The organism is Bradyrhizobium sp. AUGA SZCCT0105 (genome assembly GCF_018129565.1).
Classification (GTDB): domain Bacteria; phylum Pseudomonadota; class Alphaproteobacteria; order Rhizobiales; family Xanthobacteraceae; genus Bradyrhizobium.
This window is the reverse complement of the sequence record NZ_JAFCMK010000007.1, coordinates 283,788-310,042: the sequence shown is the minus strand read 5'-3', so window position 1 is coordinate 310,042 and position 26,255 is coordinate 283,788. Positions and strand designations below refer to the sequence as shown.

General features: G+C 64.9%; 23 protein-coding genes. 14 read left to right on the top strand and 9 right to left on the bottom strand.

The window, feature by feature from the left end; translation table 11 throughout:
- Positions 1–99 precede the first annotated feature (99 nt).
- Complete coding sequence (gene argJ, locus JQ573_RS30395; protein ID WP_212311946.1) at positions 100–1,341, bottom strand: bifunctional glutamate N-acetyltransferase/amino-acid acetyltransferase ArgJ; 1,242 nt, start codon at positions 1,339–1,341, stop codon at positions 100–102.
- A gap of 254 nt (positions 1,342–1,595) precedes the next feature.
- On the bottom strand, positions 1,596–2,534 hold the full coding sequence (locus JQ573_RS30390; protein WP_212311945.1) for a peptidylprolyl isomerase: 939 nt from the start codon (positions 2,532–2,534) through the stop codon (positions 1,596–1,598).
- Positions 2,535–2,926: 392 nt separating this feature from the next.
- Here JQ573_RS30390 and secA point away from each other — a divergent pair, with 392 nt between their 5' ends.
- A complete protein-coding gene (secA, locus tag JQ573_RS30385) occupies positions 2,927–5,791 on the top strand; it encodes a preprotein translocase subunit SecA (RefSeq protein WP_212311944.1) in 2,865 nt (954 codons plus the stop codon).
- Between the two features lie 57 nt (positions 5,792–5,848).
- Here the strand turns inward: secA and JQ573_RS30380 are convergent, their stop codons facing one another.
- A complete protein-coding gene (locus tag JQ573_RS30380) occupies positions 5,849–6,283 on the bottom strand; it encodes a VOC family protein (protein ID WP_173640120.1) in 435 nt (144 codons plus the stop codon).
- Between the two features lie 352 nt (positions 6,284–6,635).
- On the opposite strand from JQ573_RS30380, the gene JQ573_RS30375 reads away from it, so the two are divergent.
- Positions 6,636–9,071: a hypothetical protein gene (locus JQ573_RS30375; RefSeq protein WP_212311943.1), complete on the top strand. Its 2,436-nt coding sequence runs from the start codon at positions 6,636–6,638 to the stop codon at positions 9,069–9,071.
- 14 nt (positions 9,072–9,085) lie between these two features.
- On the opposite strand, the gene JQ573_RS30370 is transcribed toward JQ573_RS30375, so the two are convergent.
- The gene (locus JQ573_RS30370; protein ID WP_038387042.1) at positions 9,086–9,529 is read right to left on the bottom strand and encodes a MarR family winged helix-turn-helix transcriptional regulator; all 444 of its coding nucleotides are present in this window, start codon (positions 9,527–9,529) and stop codon (positions 9,086–9,088) included.
- Positions 9,530–9,707: 178 nt separating this feature from the next.
- Here JQ573_RS30370 and JQ573_RS30365 point away from each other — a divergent pair, with 178 nt between their 5' ends.
- The 10 genes from JQ573_RS30365 to JQ573_RS30320 all read left to right on the top strand — a co-directional run bounded on the left by JQ573_RS30365 (position 9,708) and on the right by JQ573_RS30320 (position 19,511).
- Positions 9,708–10,889: a substrate-binding domain-containing protein gene (locus JQ573_RS30365; RefSeq protein WP_212311942.1), complete on the top strand. Its 1,182-nt coding sequence runs from the start codon at positions 9,708–9,710 to the stop codon at positions 10,887–10,889.
- Between the two features lie 146 nt (positions 10,890–11,035).
- Positions 11,036–12,220, top strand: a complete 1,185-nt coding sequence (locus JQ573_RS30360; protein ID WP_212312934.1) for a substrate-binding domain-containing protein — start codon at positions 11,036–11,038, stop codon at positions 12,218–12,220.
- A 184-nt stretch (positions 12,221–12,404) separates the two neighbouring features.
- Entirely contained in the window at positions 12,405–13,919 is a 1,515-nt protein-coding gene (locus JQ573_RS30355) for an amidase (RefSeq protein ID WP_212311941.1), read from the top strand.
- Positions 13,920–13,961: 42 nt separating this feature from the next.
- Entirely contained in the window at positions 13,962–14,819 is an 858-nt protein-coding gene (locus JQ573_RS30350; protein WP_092120142.1) for a branched-chain amino acid ABC transporter permease, read from the top strand.
- Positions 14,820–14,824: 5 nt separating this feature from the next.
- Positions 14,825–16,045 carry a substrate-binding protein gene (locus JQ573_RS30345; protein WP_212311940.1) on the top strand — a complete coding sequence of 407 codons (1,221 nt, stop codon included), beginning with the start codon at positions 14,825–14,827 and terminating at the stop codon, positions 16,043–16,045.
- A gap of 7 nt (positions 16,046–16,052) precedes the next feature.
- Positions 16,053–17,180 (top strand): branched-chain amino acid ABC transporter permease, encoded by a 1,128-nt coding sequence (locus JQ573_RS30340; RefSeq protein WP_249132528.1) that lies wholly within the window; start codon positions 16,053–16,055, stop codon positions 17,178–17,180.
- A complete protein-coding gene (locus JQ573_RS30335) occupies positions 17,167–17,901 on the top strand; it encodes an ABC transporter ATP-binding protein (RefSeq protein WP_212311938.1) in 735 nt (244 codons plus the stop codon). The genes JQ573_RS30340 and JQ573_RS30335 overlap by 14 nt, the downstream gene beginning before the upstream one ends.
- Positions 17,894–18,595: an ABC transporter ATP-binding protein gene (locus JQ573_RS30330; protein ID WP_212311937.1), complete on the top strand. Its 702-nt coding sequence runs from the start codon at positions 17,894–17,896 to the stop codon at positions 18,593–18,595. The genes JQ573_RS30335 and JQ573_RS30330 overlap by 8 nt, the downstream gene beginning before the upstream one ends.
- A 270-nt stretch (positions 18,596–18,865) precedes the next feature.
- Positions 18,866–19,039 carry a hypothetical protein gene (locus JQ573_RS30325; protein WP_212311936.1) on the top strand — a complete coding sequence of 58 codons (174 nt, stop codon included), beginning with the start codon at positions 18,866–18,868 and terminating at the stop codon, positions 19,037–19,039.
- Between the two features lie 241 nt (positions 19,040–19,280).
- Positions 19,281–19,511 (top strand): hypothetical protein, encoded by a 231-nt coding sequence (locus JQ573_RS30320; RefSeq protein WP_212311935.1) that lies wholly within the window; start codon positions 19,281–19,283, stop codon positions 19,509–19,511.
- A 27-nt stretch (positions 19,512–19,538) separates the two neighbouring features.
- Here the strand turns inward: JQ573_RS30320 and JQ573_RS30315 are convergent, their stop codons facing one another.
- From JQ573_RS30315 to JQ573_RS30295, 5 genes are all read right to left on the bottom strand, one after another.
- Positions 19,539–19,934, bottom strand: a complete 396-nt coding sequence (locus JQ573_RS30315) for a nuclear transport factor 2 family protein (RefSeq protein ID WP_212311934.1) — start codon at positions 19,932–19,934, stop codon at positions 19,539–19,541.
- A gap of 329 nt (positions 19,935–20,263) precedes the next feature.
- A complete protein-coding gene (locus JQ573_RS30310; protein WP_212311933.1) occupies positions 20,264–21,721 on the bottom strand; it encodes a L,D-transpeptidase family protein in 1,458 nt (485 codons plus the stop codon).
- A 228-nt stretch (positions 21,722–21,949) separates the two neighbouring features.
- A complete protein-coding gene (locus JQ573_RS30305; protein WP_212311932.1) occupies positions 21,950–22,912 on the bottom strand; it encodes an acetyl-CoA carboxylase carboxyltransferase subunit alpha in 963 nt (320 codons plus the stop codon).
- A gap of 265 nt (positions 22,913–23,177) precedes the next feature.
- Positions 23,178–24,173, bottom strand: coding sequence for a site-specific tyrosine recombinase XerD (gene xerD / locus JQ573_RS30300; protein WP_212311931.1), 996 nt, complete (start codon positions 24,171–24,173; stop codon positions 23,178–23,180).
- A 16-nt stretch (positions 24,174–24,189) separates the two neighbouring features.
- Positions 24,190–24,336 (bottom strand): hypothetical protein, encoded by a 147-nt coding sequence (locus JQ573_RS30295; RefSeq protein WP_050405944.1) that lies wholly within the window; start codon positions 24,334–24,336, stop codon positions 24,190–24,192.
- Positions 24,337–24,481: 145 nt separating this feature from the next.
- On the opposite strand from JQ573_RS30295, the gene JQ573_RS30290 reads away from it, so the two are divergent.
- Together JQ573_RS30290 and aroB are read left to right on the top strand one after the other, a co-directional pair.
- Positions 24,482–25,114, top strand: coding sequence for a shikimate kinase (locus JQ573_RS30290; RefSeq protein WP_212311930.1), 633 nt, complete (start codon positions 24,482–24,484; stop codon positions 25,112–25,114).
- Complete coding sequence (gene aroB / locus JQ573_RS30285; protein WP_212311929.1) at positions 25,111–26,253, top strand: 3-dehydroquinate synthase; 1,143 nt, start codon at positions 25,111–25,113, stop codon at positions 26,251–26,253. Before JQ573_RS30290 ends, aroB begins: the two co-directional genes overlap by 4 nt.
- The last annotated feature ends 2 nt before the right edge of the window (positions 26,254–26,255 follow it).

Below are 26,255 nucleotides of genomic sequence, written 5' to 3'. Positions count from 1 at the left end.
TGCGAGCGATGCGAAGCAATCCATCTGTCCGCATGCTCGGACGGATGGATTGCTTAGTCGCTTCGCTCCTCGCAATGACGGAGGTGATGGGGAAAGCGATTACGACCTGTAATCGCCGTTGATCGCGACATATTCCTTGGTGAGATCGCAGGTCAGCACGCGGTCGCGGGCTTTGCCGAGGCCGAGCGCGACCTTGATCTGGATCTTTGGTGCCTTCATCGCCTCCGACACCTCTTTTTCATTGTAGGACGGATCGCGCGCGCCGCTCTTGGCGACGCGGATGCCGTTGAAGGAGATCGAGAGCTTGTCGCGGTTGGCGGGTTCGCCGGCCTTGCCGACCGCCATCACCACGCGGCCCCAATTGGCGTCCTCGCCGGCGATCGCGGTCTTCACCAGCGGCGAATTGGCGATCGACATCGCGATTCTGCGCGCCGACGGTTTTGTCGTCGCGCCCTCGACCACGACCTCGACCAGCTTGCGTGCACCCTCGCCGTCACGCGCCACCTGCTCGGACAGATTGGCGAGGATTTGCTGGAACGCCTTGGTGAAGGCCTTCAGGCGCGGGTCGCTGGCGCGCGAAATCTTCGGCGCGCCGTTGGCGGCTGCAGCACCGGTCGCAAACGCGAGCAGGGTGTCCGAGGTGGAGGTGTCGCCGTCGATGGTCAGCGCATTGAAGGTGTCCTCGACGCCGGCCTTGAGCAGCGATTGCAGCACCGACGCCGACAGCGGCGCATCGGTGAAGACGAAGGACAGCATGGTCGCCATGTCGGGCATGATCATGCCGGCGCCCTTGGCCATGCCGTTGATTGTCACCTTGGCCTTGCCGAGCTTGACGGTCGCGGTGGCGACCTTCGGGAAGGTGTCGGTGGTCATGATCGCCTTGGCCGCGTCCATCCACAGATCGGGGATCGCGGTTTCCGCGAGCTGCGCCAGCACGCCGTCGAACTTGGTGGCGTCGAGCGGCTCGCCGATCACGCCGGTGGAGGCAAGGAAGACGTCCGACGTCGAACAGCCGACCGCCTTCGCCGCGATCTGCGCGGTCAGCGCGGTGGACGCCTTGCCGGTCTTGCCGGTGAAGGCGTTGGCGTTGCCGGAATTGACCACCAGCGCGCGCGCAGCCCCGCCCTTCAGCTTGGCGCGGCACCATTCGACCGGCGCCGACGGGCACTTCGACTTGGTGAAGACGCCGGCCACCGTGGTGCCCTTGTCCATCAGCGCGAGCAGCACGTCGGTGCGGCCCTTGTAGCGGATGCCGGCGGCAGCGGTCGCAAGCCGCACACCCGCGATCACGGGCATCTCGGGAACGTCAGGCGGGGCGAGGGGGGAGACGGCGGTGGACATGGGAGGCTTCCGGCTACGGGGAGGGAAGCGCTGCATAACATCTCGCCGGCTGAAGCGGGAGAGGGCTGCGATGGTGTCATCAATTGTTCAAGGAAGCCGTAGCCCGGATGAAGCGCAGCGTAATCCGGGGCCGCTGTCACTGCGGATGGTCTGCCCCGGATTTCGCTGCGCTCCATCCGGGCTACGGCTTCACCGCAAAACGCAAATGGCCGGGACATGCCCGGCCATCGCAACTGCAACAATGTTCGAGAAGCTTACTTCTTCGCCGGCGCCATCTTGTTGTCGGCGGGCTTCGGCGCGTCCTTGGCGGCATCCGCCGGCGCCGTCGCGTCCTTGGCCGTCTCGGCCGGCTTGTCCAGGCGCTCGACCTTGGCGGCCTCGCGCAGCTTGGCGACATAGTCGGCCTGGGCCTTGCGGGTCACATAGGTCTCGATCTGGGCCTTCACCTGTTCGAAGTCGGGCGCCTTGCGGTTGCGCTTTTCCTCGACCTTGATGATGTGCCAGCCGAACTGCGACTTGACCGGATCGGAGATCTTGCCCGGCTCGAGCGTGAAGGCGACCGCGGAGAATTCCGGCACCATCTGTTCCTTGGTGAAGAAGCCGAGGTCGCCGCCGTCGGAGGCGCCGGGATCCTTGGACTTCTTCTTGGCGAGCTCGGCGAAGTCCGCGCCCTTGTCGAGCTCGGCCTTGATCGCCTTGGCCTCATCCTCGGTCTCGACCAGGATGTGGCGGGCGCGCACCTCTTGCTCGCCGGTGATCTGCTTGGAGGCCTCTTCATAGACCTTCTTCATGGCATCGTCGGTGGTCGCGGCCTTGCCCTCGCTGGCAAGCAGGCTGTCCATCAACAGGCGGTTGCGGGTGAAGGCGAGCCGCTTCTTGAAGTCGTCATTGTTCTCGATCTTCTTGTCCTCGGCGGCCTTGGACACGATCTTCATGTCGATCAGGAAGGACAGCACGTTGTCCTTGCGGGTCGAGGGGTCCATCTGCTGCAGGCTCGGGCCGAGTTCCTCCTCGGCGAGCGCGACGTCGCTGGCATGGATCTCGGAACCGTTCACCTTCGCCAGCACCGGGTCGGATTCCGCGGCGCGGACCGGGAGGCCGGCAGCCAGCACTGCGACAAGACAGCCCGTGGCGGCCAGGGTGGCGAGGCCGAGGCGCAGGCCGGTTTTGGTTTCCGGAGGCGAGGTGGTCATGCAAAATCCTTGTCTCAAAGGGGGGAAGCTCGAGCGGGGCGGACACTCGCCCAATCGTGTTACATTGGCAACGCGAAAGTCTTGTCAAAATGATGAATTCCTTGACATCTTGGCGGCGTTGACAACCCCCCGACCGGGCCATATCTCTGGCCGACCGTGTCAGTGGTGAGAGCGCTTATTTTGCTGCGTTTTTCGCCGTTGAACCCAGGATGGCCTGTTTCCCACTCAATTGGCGGAGGAGCTCCGGGTCGGGGCTCGAACCGTAGCGCGTCACGGTGAGTTGATAGGCAATCCGGCGGACCATCTCAGGCTGTATTCCAAGACTGAAATTCAAGACTGAAATTCAAAACCGAACCAAGACCGAACTCGAGACCGAAGAACAGGAATTTCGCATGATCGGCGCGCTCGCCCGCAAGTTTTTCGGCTCCGCCAACGACCGTCGGATCAAGGGGTATCAGTCCCGCGTCAGCGCCATCAACGCCCTGGAGCCCGACCTCGTCAAACTGACGGACGACGAACTCAAGGCCCGCACCGCCGAGTTCAAGCAGCAGCTCGCCGGCGGCAAGACGCTCGACGAGCTCCTGGTTCCGGCCTTCGCCACGGTGCGCGAGGCGGCCAAGCGGACGCTCGGCCAGCGCCATTTCGACGTCCAGCTGATCGGCGGCATGGTGCTGCACGAGGGCGACATCGCCGAGATGAAGACCGGCGAAGGCAAGACGCTGGTTGCGACGCTCGCGGTCTACCTCAACGCGCTCGCCGGCAAGGGCGTCCACGTCGTCACCGTCAACGACTACCTCGCCCGCCGCGACTCCGGCTGGATGGGCCAGATCTATTCGTTCCTGGGGCTGACCACCGGCGTGATCGTGCACGGCCTCGACGACGCCGAGCGCAAGGCCGCCTATGCCTGCGACATCACCTACGGCACCAACAACGAATACGGCTTCGACTATCTGCGCGACAATATGAAGTACCGCCTGGAGGACATGGTCCAGCGCGAGCATTTCTACGCGATCGTCGACGAAGTCGACTCCATCCTGATCGACGAAGCGCGCACGCCGCTGATCATCTCCGGCCCGCTCGACGACCGTTCGGATTTCTACAACACCATCGACACCTTCATGCCGAAGCTCGCCAAGAAGGACGACTTCGAGGTCGACGAGAAGCAGCGCACGGTGACGCTGACCGAAGGCGGCATGGAGAAGCTGGAGAACCTGCTGCGCGACGCCGGCCAGCTCAAGGGCGAGTCGCTGTACGACGTCGAGAACGTGTCCGTCGTGCATCACGTCAACCAGGCGCTGCGCGCGCACACGCTGTTCACGCGCGACAAGGACTACATCGTCCGCGACGACGAGGTCATCATCATCGACGAGTTCACCGGACGCATGATGCAGGGCCGGCGCTATTCGGAAGGCCTGCACCAGGCGTTGGAGGCCAAGGAGCACGTCACGGTCCAGCCCGAGAACCAGACGCTGGCCTCGATCACCTTCCAGAACTATTTCCGGATGTACCAGAAGCTGTCCGGCATGACCGGTACGGCGCTGACCGAAGCCGACGAACTGTTCGACATCTACAAGCTCGAGGTCGTGGAGATCCCGACCAACCTGCCGGTGGCGCGTCTCGACGAGGACGACGAAGTCTACCGCACCCAGAACGAAAAATACGCCGCGATCCTCGCCGAGATCGAGCGCGCCAACAAGCGGTTGCAGCCGGTGCTGGTCGGCACGGCGTCGATCGAGAAGTCGGAAGTGCTTGCCGAGTACCTCAAGAAGCACGGCTACAAGCAGATCGATTTCGGCGCTGAGTCCGGCATGGACAAGCTTTATGCGGCGGCGCGCGCGGGCAAGCCGGCGAAACTGTTCGCGGTGCTGAACGCGCGCTTCCACGAGCAGGAAGCCTACATCGTCGCGGAAGCCGGCGTGCCGGGTGCGATCACGATCGCGACCAACATGGCCGGCCGCGGCACCGACATCAAGCTCGGCGGCTCGCTCGAGATGCGGATCCAGCAGGAGACCGCCGCGATCACCGACGAAGCCGAGAAGGCGAAGAAGATCGAGCTGATCAAGGCCGACATCGAGCGCTTCCGCGAACTGGTGCTGAAGGCGGAAGAGGATTTCGAGGTCGAGCCCGCCAAGGGCAACAAGCCCGCCAAGACGGTGAAGAAGCCGGGCGGCCTCTACATCATCGGCTCCGAGCGCCACGAATCCCGCCGCATCGACAACCAGCTGCGCGGCCGTTCCGGCCGCCAGGGCGATCCCGGCCGCTCGAAATTCTTCCTGTCGCTGGAAGACGATCTGATGCGCATCTTCGGCTCCGACCGGCTCGACAGCATGCTGCAGCGGCTCGGGCTGCAGGAAGGCGAAGCCATCATCCATCCCTGGATCAACAAGGCGCTCGAGAAGGCGCAGCAGAAGGTCGAGGCGCGCAACTTCGACATCCGCAAGAACCTCTTGAAGTTCGACAACGTCCAGAACGACCAGCGCAAGGTGATCTTCGACCAGCGCATCGACCTGATGAAGGACGACAGCGTCGTCGAGACCGTGACCGACATGCGCCATGCCTTCGTCGAGGACGTGGTCGCCAAGCACATCCCCGAGCACGCCTATGCCGAGCAGTGGGACACCGCGGGCCTCAAGGAAGAGTTGAAGCGCGTGCTCGATGTCGATTTGCCGGTCGACGAATGGGCCAAGGAAGAGGGCATCGCCGACGAGGAGTTGCTCAACCGCATCGAGAATCATGTCGACGAGCGCATGGCGGCCAAGGTCGCGCAGTGGGGCCCCGACGTGATGCGCTACGTCGAGAAGACCATCCTGTTGCAGACGCTCGACCATCTCTGGCGCGAGCACCTGATCATGCTCGACCATCTGCGCCAGGTGATCGGCCTGCGCGGCTACGGCCAGCGCGATCCGTTGCAGGAGTACAAGACCGAAGCCTTCAATCTCTTCCAGGAGATGAGCGCGCATCTGCGCGAGGCCGTCACCGCGCAACTGATGCGGGTCGAGATCGTGCCGCCGGATGAGCCTGCGATGCCGCTGCCGCCGATGGAAGCGCACAAGCTCGATCCCCACACCGGCGAGGATGAGTTCGCCCAGGCCCGCCTGACCGAGGCCACCTACGCCCAGGCCTCGCTGGCGCCGGGGATGCCCGCCGCCGACCGCAATCCGAATGACCCGACAAGCTGGGGCAAGGTCGGCCGCAACGAGGACTGCCCCTGCGGGTCAGGCAAGAAGTACAAGCATTGCCACGGGCGCTACGCGTAAGCCGCCGCAAGCCCTGACGCGGCGGGCGATGCGCCCGCCGTCGAGGCTACATCGCCGTCAGCCGGCGAACGCCTTGTCGAGATCGGCGATGATGATCTTCTGCATCTTCAGCATCGCCTGCATCGCGCGATCGGCCGCCTTGCGGTCGGGATCGCCGAGATAGCGGCTCAGCGCTGTCGGGATCACCTGCCAGGATAGGCCGAAGCGGTCCTTGAGCCAGCCGCAGCGCGATTCCTGGCCGCCGTCGGTGAGCTTCTCCCAGAAGTAATCCACCTGCTCCTGGGTCTCGACGCTGAGGAAGAACGACACCGCCTCGTTGAATTTGTGCTGCGGGCCGCCATTGAGCGCGTAGAACCGCTGCCCCTCGAGCTCGAAGCTCGCCATGAAATCGCTGACGGTCTCGATCTCGGCGTTCGGAAACACCGACTTGTAGAAGGCGACGGCGTCGCGGACGTTGTTGTCGAGCCAGAGGAACGGCGTGATCGAAGTCATGACGGGGGAATCCTTGTGATCGATGAGGAGGATGAGCCGGAACCGCGCGCACAGCGTTAGCGCATTCGGAGGACGCGCCCGCGACCGGCACTCCGACATGTTGACCGGACTTTTTGTTGGAGCCTCCCGGCATGGCTGTCTGTCGGCGAGGCGGTATTTTCGCGATTTGGGGTTCCCCGGTAACCCTGCGCTAAGCCCGCCGACGGTCCGGCCACTGCCCAAAGTCGGAGTTGGCTCGTCCAATCAATCACTTGTTAGTGCTCTGTGCTTCAATATTGCCGGGCGCGTCGGGTGAGCCGCCAACGCGCATCAAAGCGTCTCTTTGATCAAGGCTCGATCAGGAGGCCGCGCCTTGCAGACCGCGACGACTATGCCGGGCCGCTACTATCCGGCGATCTTCGTGCTGGCGTCGGCCACGCTGGCCTATCAGATCCTCATTACCCGCTTCTTCAGCGTGATGGTGCATTACCATTTCGCTTTCGGGGCCATCGCGCTTGCGATGTTCGGGCTGACGCGCGGTGCAATGAAGGTTTATGAGGACTCCACCCGTTATGCGCCGGAGCGTGTGGCGCCGGAATTTGCCCGTCATGCCGCGCGGTTCGCGATCAGCGGCGTCGCCGTCATGGTCGCCTTTCTGTATGCGCCGCTGGTCGTGCCCGACGCATATGCCATGTCCGCGCTCGCCGTGGTGGCGCTGGCTTTCACCATTCCGTTTGCCGAGGGCGGCATCTGCATCACGCTTCTCCTGACCCGGCTGCCCAATGTCGGGGGCTGGCTTTACGCTGCCGATCTGGTCGGCGCCGCGGTCGGATGCCTCGGCATCATCTTCGTGCTGCTGGTGATCGATCCGGTCAGCGCAACGCTGTGGATCGGCGCCTGCGCCGCGGCCGTCGGCTGGTTCGTGGTCGGTCACGGCGAAGGCCGAAGCGATATGCGCCTGAGCCGCAACGCCGCGCTTGGTCTCGCCGCGCTCGCCGCCGTTCACACCGCGCTGGCCGCAACCGGCGGCAGCCATCTTGGCGTGATCTGGGCCAAGGGCACCCAGCAGACCGGAACGTTGTTCGAGCGCTGGAACACCTATTCGCGCATCCGCGTGACCGATCTCGGGCTCACGCTTCCGTTCGGCTGGTCCTTCTCGCGCACCCCGGATACCAGGATCGAGCAGCTCTATCTCGACATCGATGCCGACGCGGCGACGCCGATCACCCGCTTCTCCGGCGATCTGACGAAGGTTTCCTATCTCAAGGACGACGTCATCAACGCGCCCTATCTGGTGCAGCAACGGCCGGGTGACGTGGCCGTGGTCGGCGTCGGCGGCGGCCGCGACATCCTCTCCGCCCTCTATTTCGGCGCCCAGCGAATTCACGGCATCGAAATCAATCCCGCGATTTTCGAAGTGCTGACCGACAAGTTCGCCGATTATTCGGGTCATCTCCATCGCCAGCCCGGCGTGTCGCTGGTCAATGCGGAAGCGCGCAGTTACATCAACCACTCGCCCGATCGCTACGACCTGATCCAGATCTCGCTGATCGACACCTGGGCCGCCACTGCAGCCGGCGGGCTGACGCTGACCGAGAACCGGCTCTACACCGTGGAGGCGTGGGACGATTTCTTCCGCGCATTGAAGCCGGGCGGCATGCTCTCGGTGTCGCGCTGGTACGAACCTACGGCCTATCGCGGCGAGTTCTATCGCCTGATTGCGATCGCGGCCGAGGCGCTGCAGCATCAGGGCGTGCCGATGACCGAATTGTCGCAGCATGTGATTGCGGCGAATGTCGGCAGCGTCGTCACGGTCATGACCCGGCCCGAGGCGTTCACGGCGGCGCAATGGCAGGGCGCGCGCGACCGGCTGGAAGCACAGGGATTCAAGCTGCTGCTCGGGCCTGGCATCGCGTATGACAGTGTGACCTCGACCCTTCTATCGGGCAAGGCCGACCAGAGCTTCCTTGATTCATTACCAGCAAACATCGCGGCCTCGACCGACGACAAGCCATTCTTCTTCTATACCGCGCGACTTGCCGATCTGTTCCTCAAGAACGGCTTCGAGGCGCAGAACAACGCAGCGCTCGGCATCATCAAATGGGTGCTCGTCTTCCAGCTCGGCATCTGCATCTACTACATCGGCATTCCCTTCACGCGCCTGATGCGGCGGATGCCGGTGGCCACACTGGCGCCGCCGGTGGCCTATTTCGCCGCGATCGGCATGGGCTTCATGCTGATCGAGATTTCGCAGATGCAACGGCTGATGGTGTTCCTCGGCCACCCGGTCTACGGGCTCAGCGTCGTGCTGTTCACGATCCTGCTGTTCGGCGGTATCGGCAGCGCCACGGTGGGTGCCGCGCCTTCGCGGCCGGCCATGTTGATCGCTCGCCTCGTGGCGCTGGGCGCAACGCTGGTGGCCGCAGGCCTGCTGACGCCGACCGTCACCGCTTGGGCGCGCTCCGCGCCGACCGACATCCGCATCCTGGTGTCGGTCGCGCTGCTGGCCCCGCCGGCTTTCTGCATGGGCATGATGTTCCCGCTGGGCCTCGGCATCTGGCGGCGGCATGACAGGCTGCTGCCTTTCTTCTGGAGCACCAACGGCATCACCTCGATGCTTGCTTCCGTGCTCGGCATGGCGCTGTCGATCCAGTTCGGCATCACCACGACATTCGCACTCGGCGTCTGCTGCTATGTGGTGTGCGCGATCATGATCGTCGGCAACCGGCTGGCCCATCCGGTCGCTGATACCGCCCTCAAGCCGGTGCGGCCGGCGGGCCTTGTGGCGCAGGACGAGGTGGCGTCGTAGCGGAGGCTGTTGCCTCAGTTGGCGCTGCCGATCAGGCTTTCCAGCAGCCGCTTGAGCTCGGTGGTCGACTTGTCGCCATAGCTCTCGACGATGTGCTCTTCCTGGCTCACCGCCAGCGAGTTCAGCCGGCGGCACAGCGCCTTGCCGCGGTCGGAGACGAACATCAGCACCTTGCGGCGATCCTTCGGATCCTGCACGCGATAGACGAGGGCGTCCGACACCATGCGGTCGATCATCTTGGTCAGCGTCGGATGGTTGAGCAGCACCGCGTCGGCAAGCTCGCCCATCGAGTGTCCGTTGCCGTCGGACAGCACTTTGAGGATGCGCCACTGCTCGACCGGCACGCCTTCCTTGGCCAGCCGCGTCTCCAACTGCCGGTTGATCTCCCGGTTGGCTTGCGCGAGCAGGTAGGTGAGGTGTTCGGTGATCGGGGAATTTTCTTTCGGCGGTTTAGCCACGGCGTGAGACCTGGTTCCTGACCCGGTGAATGAATGTCCGGCAACTCATGCCATTTCTATATGCACTTCAATTGTTGAATATTCAATATTTTCCCCTAGGATATTCCCCCAACCAAGGGGCGGATGCCGCGACCGCCCGCTGGCTGCGTTGCGTACTGCTTCCCAGACAGGAGTTGGCGTGCTCTCGACGGTCTCCTTCCAGGCGTATGGCGGCATGCCCGTCGCGCCGCCGCACCTGTTTCGAAATCCGTCGTCCTGTGCGGCCGATCTCGCTTTGACCGTCAAGCCGCGGTCCTCGCGCCGTGGCGGCACCGACGGCAAGCTTAGGATCGGCAATTTCATCACCTTCTCCGGCGCGCCCGGAATCTGGGGGCCGATCTCGGCCAACAGCGTCATGCTCGCGGTTGCCGAGATCAACCGGCGCGGCGGCATCCGCGGCCGCGAGGTCGAATTGTCGATGTACGACGCCGGCGGGCCGATCGAGGAGGTGGTGCGCCGCGCCGAGCGGGCGATCGCGTTCGACGAGATCGACGTCATGATGGGCTCGCATATCTCGGCGGTCCGCCTCGCGCTGCGCAAGGTCACAGCCGGCCGCATCCCCTATGTCTACACGCCGGTCTATGAGGGCGGCGAGCGGACGCCCGGCGTGATGGCGATCGGCGAGACGCCGCGCGCTGAAAGCCGCCCGGCGATCCACTGGCTCACCGAGGTCAAGAAGGCGCAGCGCTGGTACCTGATCGGCAGCGACTATGTCTGGCCCTGGCAATCGCATCGCGCGGTGAAGCGCTACATCAAGGAGGCCGGCGGCCAGGTGGTCGGCGAGGAATTCGTCCCGCTCGGCGAGGACGATCACGAGCCGCATCTGGCGCGGATCCGCGCCGCACGGCCCGATGTCGTGCTGATCACCCTGATCGGGACCGATAGCATCACCTTCAACCGCGCCTTCGCCGACGCAGGGCTCGCCGCCACCACCTTGCGTTATGCGGGCGCGATGGACGAGACCGTGCTGCTCGGCATCGGGCCGGACGCGACCGAGAATTTGTTCTGCGCCTCCGGCTATTTCGGCTGCGTCGATTCGCGCGCCAATGACGAGTTCCAGATCAGCTACCGCGCGATGTTCGGGGCGCACGCGCCGCCGATCGGCTCGGTCGGACAGTCGAACTATGAGGGGATGCGCTTTCTCGAAGCGGCGGCCAACCGGGCCCGCTCGCTGTCGACGGGCCCCTTGTCCGCTGCGGCGCGCAACCTCGTCTATAGCGGCGCCCGCGGCACCGTGACCATTCGCGACGGCCGTGCCGAAATGCCGATCTATCTTGCCGAGGCCGACGGTCTCGACTTCAATGTGATCAAGACGATCTAGAAGCGTTCTCGAGCGAAGTGGGTACCGGTTCGCGTGAAGAGAACGCGCCAAAACAGGAGCTAATGGCACCGTCGCCCGTGAGGGCGATGCCGTGAGCGGCGTGCGGGTGCCGGACAGGAGCAGGTGTGCATTCGACGCCCAACGTCATGGCAAGAAACCTGAACCACAGGGGTGGCGGCCTCCCGTTCCCGCCATCCCTGCTGTTCAGGAACTTGGCGTCGGCGGCCTCCGATCGCCTGCTTGCGCCGATGGATCGTGGCGGGTTCGGTCCGCGCGGCGCGCGCAACCGGCTGCGGATCGGGGGCTTCGTCTGTTGCTCCGGTTCGCCCGGGATGTGGGGGCCGGCCGCGACCTCGACCGCGCAGCTCGCCGTTGCGGAAATCAACCGGCGCGGCGGCATCCTCGGCCGTGAGATCGAGTTCTCGGTCTACGACGCCGGCGGCCCAATCGACGAGGTGATCGACCGCGCCGAGCAGGCGATCGCCTCCGACGAGGTCGATCTCATCATGGGCATGCACACCAGCGCGGTGCGTGTCGCGCTGCGTAACCTCATCACCCGCAGCAAGATCCCCTACATCTACACGCCGGTCTATGAAGGCGGCGAGCGGACGCCGGGCGTCATTGCGATCGGCGAGACGCCGCGCTGGCAGAACCGGCCGTCGATCCACTGGCTGGCCGAGGCGAAGCGCGCCAAACGCTGGTACCTGATCGGCAGCGACTATGTCTGGCCATGGCAGTCGCACCGCGCGGTGAGGCGCTACATCAAGGAGACCGGCGGCCTCGTGGTCGGCGAGGAGTTCGTGCCGGTCGGCGAGGACGATCACGGGGCGCATCTGGAGCGGATTCGTGCGGCGAAGCCCGATGTCGTGCTGATCTCGCTGATCGGCACAGACGGCGTGACCTTCAACCGCGCCTTCGCCGACGCCGGGCTTGCCGCCACCACGCTGCGCTTTGCCGGCTGTTTCGACGAAACCGCGCTGCTCGGCATCGGCGCCGACAAGACCGAGAACCTGTTCTGCGCCTCCGGCTATTTCCCCTCGGTCGGCTCGCAGGCCGGCGACGATTTCAGGGACCGCTATCGCGCGATGTTCGGTCCGTTCGCGCCGCCGGTCGGATCGTGCGGCGAGTCCGCCTATGAAGGCTTCTGCCTGTTGGAGGCTGCCGCCAACCGCGCCGGCACGCTCGACCTGCGGCCGCTGCTCGCGGCGGCGGACAATCTCGTCTATCGCGGCCCGCGCGGTCCGGTTACGGTGCGCAATGGCCACGCCAGGATGCCGATGTATCTCGCCGAAGCCGATGGCCTCGACTTCAGGGTGATCAAGGCGATCTGACGCCGGATGCGACAGCCTGCCTAACCGATCCATGAAATAATACTTGAAAAGGAAAATATTTCCGTTTTCAATACAACAACGGGGTGAGCGGTTCGCGCGGGGCAAACGCGCCGCTGCTGCTTCGTGCCCAAGGGATCCGATCCAGGAATCAAATCCCAGAGATCAAAAGCTTCAGGAGAGCGCCGTGACCGTCGTCCTTCCCACGCCAACGCAACTTCGTGCCGTCGCCGAGCAGTGCGGCCTGTCCCTGACCGATGAGGACGTGGCCTCGTTCCGCGGCCTGATGCAGGGCTCGGTCGATGCCTACAACCTCGTCGCCCAGATGCCGGACGAACTGCCCGAGGTGAAATATCCGCGCACGCCCGGCTATCGTCCGGCACCGGAAGACAACAAGCACAACGCCTGGTACCGCAAGTCGACGGTGAAGGGCGCAGCCTCCGGCAAGCTCAAGGGCAAGACGGTGGCGCTGAAGGACAACATCATGCTGGCCGGCGTGCCGATGACCAACGGCTCGTCGACGCTGGAAGGCTATATCCCCGATTTCGATGCCACCATCGTCACCCGCATGCTGGATGCCGGCGCCGAGATCGCCGGCAAGACGCACTGCGAGCATTTCTGTCTGTCCGGCGGCAGCCACACCGGCTCCTACGGGCCGGTGCACAATCCGCACAAGATGGGCTATTCGGCCGGCGGCTCGTCGTCGGGCTCGGGCGTGGTGGTTGCGCTCGGCGAGGTCGACATGGCGATCGGCGGCGACCAGGGTGGCTCGATCCGCATGCCGTCCTCGTTCTGCGGCACCTACGGCATGAAGCCGACCTGGGGCCTCGTGCCCTACACCGGCATCATGCCGATCGAGATCTATGTCGACCACACCGGCCCGATGACCGCGACCGTGGAAGACAACGCGCTGCTGCTCGAAGTGCTGGCCGGCGACGACGGCTATGATCCCCGGATCAAGGCGCCGAAGGTCGACGACTACACCAAGGCGCTCGGCAAAGGCGTCAAGGGCATGAAGATCGGCATCGTCAAGGAAGGTTTTGAGCAGCCGACGGCGGAGGCCGCGGTGAATGAGAGCGTGCATGAGGCGGCCAAGCGCTTCAAGGACCTCGGCGCCAGCGTCGAGACGGTGTCGATCCCGATGCACATGCTCGGCGGCGCGATCTGGACGCCGATCGGTACCGAAGGCCTGACCCAGACCATGATGTTCGGCGACGGCTACGGCCTCAGCCGCGGCGATCTCTATTCGACCTCGCTGATGGATTTCCATCGCGGCTGGCGCCGTCAGGCGGATTCGCTGTCCGAGACCACGAAGCTGTTCATGATGCTCGGCACCTACATCAACAACACCTTCGGTCCGCGCTTCTACGGCAAGGCGCTCAACATCTCCCGCCGGCTGGCCGCAGCCTATGACAAGGCCTTCAAGGACTACGATCTGCTGCTGATGCCGACCACGCCGATGAAGGCGACGAAGTTGCCCGAGGCCAATGCCAGCCGCGAGGAGTATGTAGCCCGCGCGCTGGAGATGATCTCCAACACCGCGCCGTTCGACATCACCCATCACCCGGCGATGTCGCTGCCCTGCGGCATGGTCGACGGCCTGCCGGTCGGGCTCATGCTGGTCGGCCGGATGTTCGAGGAATCCACCATCTACCGTGCCGCGCACGCCTTCGAGCAGGCCGGCGACTGGAAGAAGATGTGAGGCGCCGCTTGTCGCAGAAACAGGCCGAACGGATCGGGCACCATGGCTAGCACCTTCGCCGCGGTGTTCGAGATCGTGAGCTTCGGCGCGATCATCGTGCTGGTCGTGCTCGGGCTCGGCATCATCGCCAGCATGATGGGCATCTTCAACTTCGCGCAGGGCGAATTCGTTCTGCTCGGGGCCTATGTCACCTATCTGGCCTACGCCCATGGCGCACCGGTCTGGGTCGGCATGGTCGCCGCGCCCTTTGTGGTCGGCGCGCTCGGCTTCGTGCTGGAGGCGCTGATCATCAGGCGATTCTATGCCGCGCCGATCGTGGCGATGCTCGGCACCTATGCGCTCGGGCTGATCATCCGCGAAAGCGTCCGCGGCCTGATCGGCGGCTTCTATCTCACGGTGCCGGAGCCGATCGGCGGTTCGATCGACCTCGGCTCCGTCCACATCTCGGCCTGGCGCTTCACCATCATCGTGATCACGCTGCTGGTGATGGGCGGCTGCTATCTGCTGCTGGCGCGCACGAGCTTCGGGCTTCGGGTCCGCGCCACACTGGAAAACCCGGCGCTGGCGCGCGCGTCGGGCATCTCGACGCCGCTGATCTACGGCGCGACCTTTGCGTTCGGCGCGGCCCTGGCCGGGCTTGCCGGCGCGCTGATCGTGCCGGTGTTCAGCCTGTTTGCCGATCTCGGCATCCGCTTCCTGATCCAGGGCTTCGTCGCCGTGATGGTCGGCGGGGTCGGCTCCTTCATCGGTCCGGTCGCCGGCGCCGGCGTCATCGGCACGCTCAGCGCGGCGCTGCCATGGGTCATGTCTCCCGTCGTCGCCGACGTCCTCGTCTTCGTGCTCGCCATCGCCTTCATCAAATTCCGGCCGCAAGGCCTCATTGCTGGGAAAGGGGTCTAATCACCATGTCGATTGAACGCATGAATCTCACGCGCCGCCGCTTCATGAGCAATTTTGCCTTTGCGACCGGCGCGCTCGCGACCGGGGTCGGAAGCTGGGTGGTGAGGCCCGATTGGGCCAACGCCGCCGAGGGCCCGATCAAGGTCGGCATCGCGACCGACCTGACCGGCCCGATCGCCTATGCCGGCAATGCCGACGCCAACGTCGCCAAGATGGTGATCAAGGAGATCAACGCCGGCGGCGGCCTGCTCGGACGGCCGCTCGAGCTCTACATCGAGGACACCGCCTCGAACGAATCGGTCGCGGTCGGCAACGTCCGCAAGCTGATCCAGCGCGACAAGGTCGACATGGTGCTGGGCGGCATCACCTCGTCGATGCGCAACGCGATCAAGGACCCGATCGTGGCGCGCGGCAAGACGCTCTACATCTATCCGCAGCTCTACGAGGGTAAGGAGTGCACGCCCTATCTGTTCTGCACCGGACCGACGCCGGCGCAGCAATGCGATGAGTTCATTCCCTGGCTGATCAAGAACGGCGGCAAGAAGTTCGCGCTGCCGAGTGCCAACTATGTCTGGCCGCATACGCTCAACGTCTACGCCCGCAAGGTGATCGAGGATAACGGCGGCGAGGTCGTGTTCGAGGAGTATTACCCGCTCGACCAGGTCGACTTCTCGTCGACCGTCAACCGGATCATCTCGAACAAGGTCGACGTGGTCTTCAACACCGTGATCCCGCCGGGCGTCGGCCCGTTCTTCAAGCAGCTTTATGAAGCCGGCTTCCTCAAGAACGGCGGGCGGCTCGCCTGCGTCTACTATGACGAGAACACGCTCAACATCAATCAGGCCAGCGAGATCGAGGGGCTGGCGAGCTGCCTCGATTACTTCAAGGTGCTGACCAAGGAGGATCCGTTCAACGCCAAGATCCAGGCGGCCTATGAGAAGGATTTCCCGGGCAACTTCCTGTTCGCGGCCGGCAGCGCCGCCACCGGAACCTATCGCGGCCTCAAGCTGTGGGAAGCCGCGGTCAAGGAAGCCGGCAAGGTCGACCGCGACTCGGTTGCGGCCGCGCTCGACCACGCCAAGATCGCCGAAGGGCCCGGCGGTCCCGCCGAAATGGTTCCCGGCAAGCGTCACTGCAAGATGAAGATGTACACCGCTGTTGCCAAAGGCGGGAACTATGAGATCGTGGCGCGCAGCGCCGGTCTCGTCGATCCCAAGGAATGCTGAGCAATCCATGGGTGGAGCAGAGCAGGCCGTCGCACGCATCGGTGAGGAACCGGATGTCGTGACAGGTGAGGGTGCACCGGCCGCGCGCGCGCCGGCGGGACAGGCATCGGCAGGATGGAAGGTCCTGCCGATCGTGGAAGGGCTGGTGCTCTTGATCGCACTGGTCCTGCCATGGGTGCTGCAGGATTATCTCACGGTGTTCGCCACCCGCGTAGTGATCCTCGCGCTGTTCGCGCTGTCGTTCGATCTGGTGTGGGGCTATGCCGGCATCATGAGCTTCGGCCAGGCGCTGTTTTTCGGCGCCGCCGGCTACGGCGTGGCGCTGATGGCGCGCGACCTCAACGTCACCTCGATCCTTCTGATCCTGCCTGCCGGCATGTTGATCGGCCTCACCGCGTCGCTGCTGCTCGGCGGCTTCCTGCTGCTCGGGCGCTATCCCTCGAGCGTGATCTTCGTCTCGCTCGGCACCCTGACCGGCTCCTATGCGGCCGACCGGCTGGCGCGCGGCTGGTATTATCTCGGCGGCCAGAACGGCATCCCGTCGATCCCGCCGCTCACGCTCGGCAGCTACGAGTTCGAGGAGGGGCCGGTCTATTACTACATGGTGCTCGGCATCCTCGTGGTCGTCTATCTACTGTGCCGGTTCCTGGTCCGCTCGCAATTCGGCCTCGCGCTTGCGGGCCTGCGCGAGAACGAGCAGCGCATCGCCTTCTTCGGCTACAAGGCGCAGCATCTGAAGGCGATCATCTTCGCGGTCGGCGGCACCATCGCCGGCCTCGCCGGCAGCCTCTATGCCTTCCACGAAGGCTTCGTCTGGCCCAACATGCTGGGCGTCGTGTTCTCGACCCAGGTCGTCCTCTATGTGTTGTTCGGCGGCTCCGGCACGCTGATCGGCGCGGTGATCGGCACCGTGATCATCGAGGGCGTCAGCTTCTGGCTGTCGGACAATTACCGCGATGTCTGGCCGATCATCCTCGGCGTGCTGCTGCTGCTCGTGATCATGTTCCGCCCGCTCGGGCTGGTCTCCTTCGTGCTCGGCGAGCGCGAGCGGGTCGGCAGCTTCGGCAAGGGACCAAACAAGAAGGGCCCAAACAAGGCGCCAAAGCCAAAGGAGACCGGCAATGCCGCTCCTTGAGGCGCAAGGGATCAGCAAGGTGTACGGCAAGCTCACCGCGCTCGACGGTGCGGCGCTGACCGTCGGCGAGAACGAGTTTCACGGCCTGATCGGCCCCAACGGCTCGGGCAAGAGCACGCTGATGAAGTGCGTCGCCGGCGCCGAGGTGCCGACCACGGGCAAGGTCTCGTTCGTCAACACCGACATCACGGCATTCACGCCGACCGAGCGCGCCCGCGCCGGCATGAGCCTGAAATTCCAGATCACCTCGGTGCTGCCGACGCTGACGCTGTACGACAACATCCTGCTGGCGCTGCAGGCGCATTCGTCGCTGTTCGATCTCGTGCTCTCGCGCACCCGCAACAGGCTGCACGATCAGGTCATGACGATGCTGACCCAGTTCCGTCTCGCCGACCGCGCGCATGATGCCGCGGCCGCGCTGTCGCACGGCCAGCAGCAATGGCTCGAGATCGCGATGGCGCTCGCCGGCAAGCCGCGGCTGTTGCTGCTGGACGAGCCGACCGGCGGTATGAGCCTCGAGGAGCGCCGCGTCACCGGCGAGCTGTTGCAGCCGATCAAGCAGCATTGCTCGCTCGTCATCGTCGAACACGACCTCGATTTCATCCGCGACATCTGCGACCGCCTCACGGTGCTCGACCAGGGCAAGGTGCTGGCGTCGGGCACGGTCGCGGAAATCCAGGCCAACAAGAGTGTCCAGGAGATTTATCTTCGCCGTGCCTGACCAGTCCTTCCTCGATATCCGGCATCTCGATGCCGGTTATGGCCGCAGCCAGGTCCTGTTCGATGTCAACATCGGCATTCCCTGGCGCGGCGGCGTCGCCGTGCTCGGCCGCAACGGCGCCGGCAAGACCACGCTGATGAAGACCATCGTCGGCGAGCTCGCGAGCTCGCAGGGCGAACTGTTCTTCGACGGCCGCGACATCACCCGCCGCCGCACCGAGGAGCGCGTGCGCTCCGGCATCGGCTATGTACCGCAGGAGCATTCGGTATTCGCCCGCCTGTCGGTGCGCGACAACCTCGCGGTCGGCTCGCTGACCAATTCCGATATGAGCGCGGTCGATCGCGTGCTCGAGATCTTCCCCAAGCTCGGCCAGCGCCTCGACCAGCCGGCCGGCACGCTGTCCGGCGGCGAGCGCAAGATGCTGGCGATCGGCCGCGCCATGCTCGGCAATCCGAAATTGCTGCTGTTGGACGAGCCGACCGAAGGCGTCTGGATCGGCGTGATCGAGGAGATTACCGAGCGGCTGATCGAGCTTGCCAAGAGCATCTCGGTCGTGATCGTCGAGCAGCACCTCGACCTCGCGCTGCGCGTCGCCGACTATGCCTATGTGCTGGACCGCGGCCGCGTCGCGCTGCAGGGCGGCGCAGGCGAGGTGCGCAACGATCCTGAACTGCTGCGTTATCTGGCGCCGTAACCGTACGGGAAGCGGCTGTTTGCGGCGGGATCGGTTCTGGCTGGCAAAGGCGTCTGCGGTGCAGTGGTCTGGCCTTCCCATTCCCGGCTCAGCTTTGAGCGTCCCGGCCCCGCGATGATCAAAGCTGTCACCAAGGCTTCGCTATTTTGACAAGGGTCAACGCAGACCCGGCAGGAGAGTGCTGAATGCCTCGCGGGCTCCCAGCTGTGTCCTGGAGCCGCAGCCGATTTTTTGCGCTTGTTGGATCGGGCTGATCGAGCGGGGATAATCTTGACGAAGGAACGGCAGGCAGAAGATGCGGCGGATGCATTCCGGCTCCTGCGGGCCTTTCGCGCGATCCGGGACCGTGCCGCACGACGACGCATCGTCGAGACGGTTGAAGCGATCGCTAATGATCGCGCACCGGCTGGCGATGCAACGTCGTTCGCCATCGACCAAAAATAGAACGCGACGAGCCAACCCATTATCGGGCTCCCAGGCGGCTGACTATTGGCCCGTTGCGAAAGCAGGCGGCCAGCCTTTTCGTCCGGTGCGGCCATGTCCCTCGCGGCTGCGGCCGCCGCCGTCTCGCGCGCGCCGGCAGACCCCTGCAAGGGCCTCAGGGATCCCAGCCGAAGCAGTGGAATCCCGGTTCCCCAGGAACGAAGAGCCCCGGCTGCCGTTGGGCCGCGGGAGGAATTCACCGATGCGTTATCTTTCGATCATAACCCTTTGTGTCGCTGCCGTGATGAGCAGCAGTGCCGCGCTGGCGCAGCATGCCGGCACCAAGTCCGAACAATCCGCGTGCTCGCGCGACGCACAGCGCTTCTGCCGCAAGGACCTCGGCAATGACGGCGCCGTACAAAACTGCCTTCAGATGAAGCGGGCCAGCCTGAGCTCAAGCTGCAAGAAGGTCTTCGAAAGCCACGGCATGTAACCGTCACGGCGCAGAACTTCCTGTCGATCAACGCGACGGCGTCCCGCCTGCGTGCTCAACGAGGTGCGCGCGCGAGGGCGACGGCTCGAACCGGTCGCCGAAGTACTGCGTTTCGTGGACGACCAGCCCGTCGCGGAATTCCATGATGCTCACCGTGTAGGACGGGATGCCGTCATAGGTCAGCACGAATTCGGTGACCCAGAGATCGCCGCCGCCGATCATGCGCTGGACCGTGAAGCGCTTCTTGCTCGGCTGAACCGTCCGGCTCTGCTGAATGTTGCGCCGGCCACGGATCCGCTCGCCCGATTGCGGATAGTCGAGCACTGCATCGTCGCGATAGATCTCGTGCTCGCGCTCGAAATCGCTCGCGTCCGACGCCTCCCAATGGCGCTCCAGCGCCATCCGCACGGTTCGATCATCCATCGCAATCTCCCGGCTGTGCCCGCGTGCATGATCTGGCGATCATCTACGCGTGGTTGGCAAGAGGAATGTGGTGGCGAAGGGAGGCTATGATTGAGAGGTCATGTCGCGAGAATGCGGAACCCCGCTGGCCGCGCGACACATTCGGTGTCGTCCCGGCCTTGAGACGAGACCCATAACCACGAATGCGATTGTCTTGAAAAGCTGTGGCCACAGCGCGCTTCAACAACACGGCGTGTGGTTATGGGTCCCTGCTTTCGCAGGGACGACACCTTGTGCTGTTCGAAGTGCTGATCGGAGACGACGAGCGCCGCGGCGCAAGCCGGCCGCGCTTACTTCACCGCGGAGAAGCGGGTGTCGAAAGAGTTGGTCTGCACGACCGGCGCGGAGCCGGCGAGCTGGGTCGACGCCGCCGCGGGGGCCGGCGCGGCGGCCGCAGTGTTGGTTGTCTGCGGCTTCGGCGCGGGCTTGGCGGCCTGCTTCGGCTCGGCCTTGGGTGCGACGCGAACCACCGATTGCGGCTTGGCCTCGGCGACCTTCGGCTTGGCCGGTGCCGCAGCGACCGGAGCCGGCGGCGATGCCGTCATCTTGCTGGCGTCGGCGGTGCCGCCGATGCCGACCTTCTGGGCAAAGCTCGAGAAGAAACCCTCGGACTTGTCGGACGTGTTGGCCGAGGCAACGCGGGCAGTCGACGACGTCGTCGCAACGACCGGCTCGTCCTGCTGGACCGCGAGATTGGGTTTGGGCGGATTGACCGTGCCGGGGATCGTGCCGGGCGCGCGCGCCAGCGACATCGACTGCAGCGCCTGGCTGTCGCCGCCTTCGGACAGACCGGTGTTTCCTTCGGGAATCTTCGAGGCGAAGATCGCGTTCATGCCGCCGTCGATGCCGGTGTTGAGGCGCGCCACCGGCGTGCCCTTGGACACCAGCTTGGCGGTCTCGGCGGCGTCCTGCTGCTCCCTCTCGCGCACGGCGCTCGCGATCTCCTCGGGGATCACATAGGCCGGACACTTCGCGGAGGCGTCGAACACCGGATCGCGCGTTGCGTTCGGCGCCTTGACGGCATCGAACACGTACTTCTTCTCGCAGAAGTCGACCCTCGGCTCCTGCTTCGTCACCTCGAAATGATCATAGCCTTCCTTGATCATCTTCCAGAAAGGCATGTTCGGATTGTTGCGGTGCTTGGCCATGTTCACCGGCGTCATCCGGAACGGATAGGCCTGCAGCTGGAACGCCTTCTGGCCGCCGAAGAACGACTCGCGGCCGAGCGAATAGATTTCCGCGATCTGCTCGTCGGTCATCGCGTAGCAGCCGCGCGAGGAACAGTCGCCATGCACCATCAGCTGCGAGCCGGTGCGGCCGAGCGCCTTGTCGAACGCGTTGGGATAGCCGGTGTTGAACGACAGGTAATAGGCCGACTGCGGATTCATCTGGCTCGGATTGATCGAATAGAACCCTTCGGGCGCCTGGCGGTCGCCCTCACGGACCTTCGGGCCGAGATCGCCCGACCAGCGGCAGATCGGATAGGTCTTGAGCAGCGCGAACTGGCCGGAGCGGGTCTGCTTCCAGACCTCGAGCTCGGCCTCCTGCTTGAACAGCCGCACCAGGATCGGCGACTGCATGTCCATGTCCTTCTCGGTCATGGCAGCGACGAGCTTGGGCGGGACCGGCTGGTTGGCCTTGGCGTTCTGGGCGAGCGAGATCTGGTCGCTGTCACAGCCGGCGAGCATGACGCCCGCGGCGAGGACCGCCGAAGTCAGAAGCGCGCGTACGAGCGTGCGATGAGTCAAGTCCGAGCTCCACACCCACCGGGCGATTTTCGCGACCCCAACACGGCGAATATGCCCTGAAGCCATTGTGTAAAATATTAGCCTTCGACGCCCCCTGCTCGCAACCTGAACGGAGGCTGACACCGCTCACGCTAGCAGGCATGGTTCAAGGAACGTTAAAGACCCGTCTCGGGGCCCAATTACGGCAAAATCGGCTGATTTGGTCGAAAATTCGCCCGTTTGGGCGGCTCAGCCCAGCTTGCGGCCGATATCCAGGAACTTCTGGCGCCGCTGTTTGCGAATCGCGTCCGGATCAAGATTTCGTAGGTCGTTGAACGCCTGGGCGATGGCATCGCCCGTGGTCGTGATCATCGCGGCGGGGTCGCGATGCGCGCCGCCGGAGGGTTCTTTCAGGATCTGGTCGATCACGCCGAAGCGCAGCATGTCCTGCGCGGTGATCTTCATGCTGTTGGCGGCTTCCTGCGCCTTGGTGCCGTCGCGCCACAGGATCGAGGATGCCGCCTCCGGCGAGATCACGCTGTAGATCGCGTGCTCCATCATCAGCACGCGGTTGGCGGTCGTGATGGCGATGGCGCCGCCCGACATGCCTTCGCCGGTGACGATCGCGACATTGGGCACGCCGAGCGACAGGCAGGCGTCGATCGAGCGCGCGATCGCCTCGGCCTGGCCGCGCTCCTCGGCGCCGATGCCGGGATAGGCGCCGGCGGAATCGACGATCGACAGCACCGGGACGCCGAAGCGGTCGGCCATCTCCATCAGGCGCACCGCCTTGCGGTAGCCTTCGGGACGCGCCATGCCGAAATTGTGCTTGATGCGGGTATCGGTGGTGGCGCCCTTCTCCTGGCCGACCACGCAGATGCTCTCGCCGCGGAAGCGGCCGAAGCCGCCGATCAGGGCCTCGTCGTCGGCGAATTTGCGGTCGCCGGCCATCGGGGTGAATTCGGTGATCAGGCCGCCAATGAAATCGGTGAAGTGCGGTCGCTGCGGATGCCGCGCCACCAGCGTCTTCTGCCACGGCGTCAGATTGGCATAGAGGTCGGTCAGCGCCTGCGCCGCCTTATCCTCGATCCGCGCGACTTCGTCGCCGATGTCGCTGCCGCTCGCGGCAAGCGCACGCAATTCGTCGATCTTGGATTCAAGCTCGGCGACGGGTTTTTCGAAGTCGAGATAGCTGCGCATCGGGTCGGGCATCAACTCAATATAGGGAGGAACAATGCGAGGGGCGAAGCGGTTTTGGCGGTGGCAAGAGAAGTTTTGTAACTTCAATCGGTTAACGCGCATTCGGGCGGAATGCACGCTTCGGGATCGCAGGCAGGTGACGCTCTTTCTGCGGAGACGACGCGGAAGTCAAGGTGGATCGCTTGTAGCCCGGATGGAGCGAAGCGCAATCCGGGATAGGTATTTCCGCGGATATCGCTCCCCGGATTACGCTTCGCTCCATCCGGGCTACGGATAGCTACGACTTCTCGGCCAGCGGATGCAGGTCGCGGACCAGGCTCTTCAGCCGCTCCTCGACCACATGGGTGTAGATCTGGGTGGTCGAGATATCGGTATGGCCGAGCAGGGTCTGCACGATGCGCAGGTCCGCGCCATTGTGCAGCAGGTGGCTGGCGAAGGCGTGGCGCAGCACGTGCGGGGACACCAGCCGCGGCGCGAGGCCGGAGGCGCTCGCGAGCTCCTTCAGGTCGCGGGCGAAATGCTGCCGGGTCAGGTGGCCGCTCTCGCCGGAGGACGGAAACAGCCATTTCGGCGGTGCGGCCTTCTTCGCCTTCGGCTGCATCACTTCGAGCGCCGCGAGGTAATCCGCCATCGCCTGGCGCGAGGCATCGTTAAGCGGCACCAGCCGCTCCTTGTTGCCCTTGCCGCGCACCACGATCATCCGCGCGTCGCGCCGCGCCGCGGAGATCGGCAGCGACACCAGCTCGGAGACGCGCAGCCCGGTGGCGTAGAGCACCTCGAGCAGGCAATACAGCCGCAGCGCGCGCAGCCGCTGTGCCGGCGAGACGTCGGTCTGGGTCAGCTCCTTGGCGCGGGTCAGCATGCGGTCGACGTCCGCGATCGACAGCACCTTGGGCAGGCCGCGGCCGCGCTTCGGGCCGGACAGGATCGCGGCCGGATCGTCGCCGCGGATCCGCTCGTTGAGCAGGAAACGGTAGAGATGCCGCATCGCCGACAGCCGCCGCGCCACGCTGGTCGACTTGAAGCCGCGCGTATCCAGGTCGGCGAGGTAGCCGCGCAGCGCCTCGGTGTCTGCGCTCGTGAAATCGGTGCCGGCATGGGCGAGGAAATCGGAGAAATCGGTGAGGTCGCGCCGGTAGGCGTCGAGCGTGTTGACGCCGGCGCCCTGTTCCGCGGCGAGCATGTCGAGGAACAACGCGGTCAGCTTGGCGTCGGAGGACCTGATTTGGGTCTTGGCGGGTGTCTTCACAGGAGCTTTGGCAGCAGCGGGCATGCCAGAATCATAGCGGCTATTTCTTGAGGAACTTATCCGGCGGGATGGTCACGCTCATTTCCCGCGGTTTCGGATGCACGAAATTGGCCAGCGCGAAGACGATGCCGTAGCCGATCCCGAAAATCACGGCGACGACCGTCAGGAAGCGGAACAGGCTGGGCATGGAGGCGACTCAGGCGGCGAATTAACCAATGAAATCATCCAACATGTTCCCCGCGCCGTTGCAAGAGTCGCTGGTAACGGTATCGCCGGGGGTAGTATAGGTGGCTCGAATTCTGAACAAATCGTCCCAATATCCGAGCTTTTTGATGTCCGACGCAGCCGTCCCGGCGCCCACCCATCCGACCCTGGAGGCCGATATCACGGCCGCCCTGGGGACGCGGTCGATCGTGCTGGTGGGCATGATGGGGGCCGGCAAGTCGACCATCGGCCGGCGGATGGCGCTGCGGCTCAAGCTGGCGTTCACCGATGCCGACACCGAAATCGAGGCGGCGGCGGACATGACGATCCCGGAGATTTTCGAGACCCATGGCGAGGCTTATTTCCGCGACGGCGAGGCGCGGGTGATTGCCCGCATCCTCGACAGCGGTCCGATCGTGCTGGCGACCGGTGGCGGCGCCTTCATGCGTGAGGAAACCCGCAAACGGATCAGCGACAAGGCGATCTCGATTTGGCTCAAAGCCGACAGTGATATCATCATGCGCCGGGTCCGCCGCCGCGCCGATCGTCCGCTGTTGCAGACCGCCGATCCCGAGGCGACCGTCAACCGGCTGCTCAGCGAGCGCGAGCCGGTCTACCAGAACGCCGATCTGACGATCGCCTCGCGCGACGTGCCGCACGACCGCATTGTCGACGAATGCCTCGAGGCCCTGCATGCGCATCTGTGCGGCGTGCGTCCGGCCGGCGAGCCACCATCTGATGGATTGAACGCGACCTCATGACTGCGCCCTTGAAACACTCCGCCTCGGTTACCGTCGACGTCGCGCTCGGCGATCGCGCCTATGACATCGTCATCGGCCGCGACGTGCTGGCCTCGCTGGGCGAGCGCGTCGCGGCGCTGCGGCCCGGCGTGCGGACCGCCATCGTCACCGATCGCACCGTCGCGAAACACTGGCTGGAGCCGGCCGAGGCATCGCTTGCGGCCGCGGGCGTGCCGACGTCGCGGATCGTCGTCGAGGAGGGCGAGGGCTCGAAGAGCTATGCCACGCTGACGCAGGTCAGCGAGGCGCTGATCGCAGCGAAGATCGAGCGCAACGATCTGGTGATCGCGCTCGGCGGCGGCGTGGTCGGCGATCTCGCCGGCTTCGCGGCCGCGATCCTGCGTCGCGGCGTCGATTTCGTGCAGGTGCCGACATCGCTGCTGGCGCAGGTCGATTCCTCCGTCGGCGGCAAGACCGGCATCAACTCGCCGCAGGGCAAGAACCTGATCGGCGCATTCCACCAGCCGGTGCTTGTCATCGCCGACACCTCGGTGCTCGACACGCTGTCACAGCGCCAGTTCCGCGCCGGCTACGCCGAGGTCGCGAAATACGGCATCCTCGGTGACGAGGCCTTCTTCGCCTGGCTCGAAAAGAACCACGCCGACATCTTCTCGGGCGGCGCAGGGCGCGAGCACGCGATTGCGACCTCCTGCCGCGCCAAGGCCGCCATCGTCTCCCGCGACGAGCGCGAGACCGGCGAGCGCGCGCTGCTCAATCTCGGCCACACCTTCGGTCATGCGCTGGAAGCCGCGACGGGCTTCTCCGACCGCCTGTTCCATGGCGAGGGCGTCTCGGTCGGCATGGTGCTCGCGGCGGAATTCTCCGCGCAGCTCGGCATGATTTCGACGGACGACGCGGCCCGCATCGCGCGTCATCTTTCCGCGGTAGGATTGCCGACGCGCCTGCAGGATATCGCAGGCTTCACGCAGGAAGGGCTTGCCGATGCCGACGCTCTGTTGGCGCTGATGGCGCAGGACAAGAAGGTCAAGCGCGGCAAGCTCACCTTCATCCTGCTGGAGGCGGTCGGCCGCGCCGTGATTGCCAACAATGTCGAGCCTCAGCCGGTGCGCGACTTCCTGCAAGCCAAGCTGAAGGCCTAAAC

What these genes read in the sequence shown, in the direction of transcription:
- argJ (WP_212311946.1), bottom strand. Translation starts at nt 1,341, where the DNA reads ATGTCCACCGCCGTCTCCCCCCTCGCCCCGCCTGACGTTCCCGAGATG.
- JQ573_RS30390 (WP_212311945.1), bottom strand. Translation starts at nt 2,534, where the DNA reads ATGACCACCTCGCCTCCGGAAACCAAAACCGGCCTGCGCCTCGGCCTC.
- secA (WP_212311944.1), top strand. Translation starts at nt 2,927, where the DNA reads ATGATCGGCGCGCTCGCCCGCAAGTTTTTCGGCTCCGCCAACGACCGT.
- JQ573_RS30380 (WP_173640120.1), bottom strand. Translation starts at nt 6,283, where the DNA reads ATGACTTCGATCACGCCGTTCCTCTGGCTCGACAACAACGTCCGCGAC.
- JQ573_RS30360 (WP_212312934.1), top strand. Translation starts at nt 11,036, where the DNA reads ATGGCAAGAAACCTGAACCACAGGGGTGGCGGCCTCCCGTTCCCGCCA.
- JQ573_RS30350 (WP_092120142.1), top strand. Translation starts at nt 13,962, where the DNA reads ATGGCTAGCACCTTCGCCGCGGTGTTCGAGATCGTGAGCTTCGGCGCG.
- JQ573_RS30345 (WP_212311940.1), top strand. Translation starts at nt 14,825, where the DNA reads ATGTCGATTGAACGCATGAATCTCACGCGCCGCCGCTTCATGAGCAAT.
- JQ573_RS30340 (WP_249132528.1), top strand. Translation starts at nt 16,053, where the DNA reads ATGGGTGGAGCAGAGCAGGCCGTCGCACGCATCGGTGAGGAACCGGAT.
- JQ573_RS30335 (WP_212311938.1), top strand. Translation starts at nt 17,167, where the DNA reads ATGCCGCTCCTTGAGGCGCAAGGGATCAGCAAGGTGTACGGCAAGCTC.
- JQ573_RS30320 (WP_212311935.1), top strand. Translation starts at nt 19,281, where the DNA reads ATGCGTTATCTTTCGATCATAACCCTTTGTGTCGCTGCCGTGATGAGC.
- JQ573_RS30315 (WP_212311934.1), bottom strand. Translation starts at nt 19,934, where the DNA reads ATGGATGATCGAACCGTGCGGATGGCGCTGGAGCGCCATTGGGAGGCG.
- JQ573_RS30305 (WP_212311932.1), bottom strand. Translation starts at nt 22,912, where the DNA reads ATGCCCGACCCGATGCGCAGCTATCTCGACTTCGAAAAACCCGTCGCC.
- xerD (WP_212311931.1), bottom strand. Translation starts at nt 24,173, where the DNA reads ATGCCCGCTGCTGCCAAAGCTCCTGTGAAGACACCCGCCAAGACCCAA.
- JQ573_RS30295 (WP_050405944.1), bottom strand. Translation starts at nt 24,336, where the DNA reads ATGCCCAGCCTGTTCCGCTTCCTGACGGTCGTCGCCGTGATTTTCGGG.
- JQ573_RS30290 (WP_212311930.1), top strand. Translation starts at nt 24,482, where the DNA reads ATGTCCGACGCAGCCGTCCCGGCGCCCACCCATCCGACCCTGGAGGCC.
- aroB (WP_212311929.1), top strand. Translation starts at nt 25,111, where the DNA reads ATGACTGCGCCCTTGAAACACTCCGCCTCGGTTACCGTCGACGTCGCG.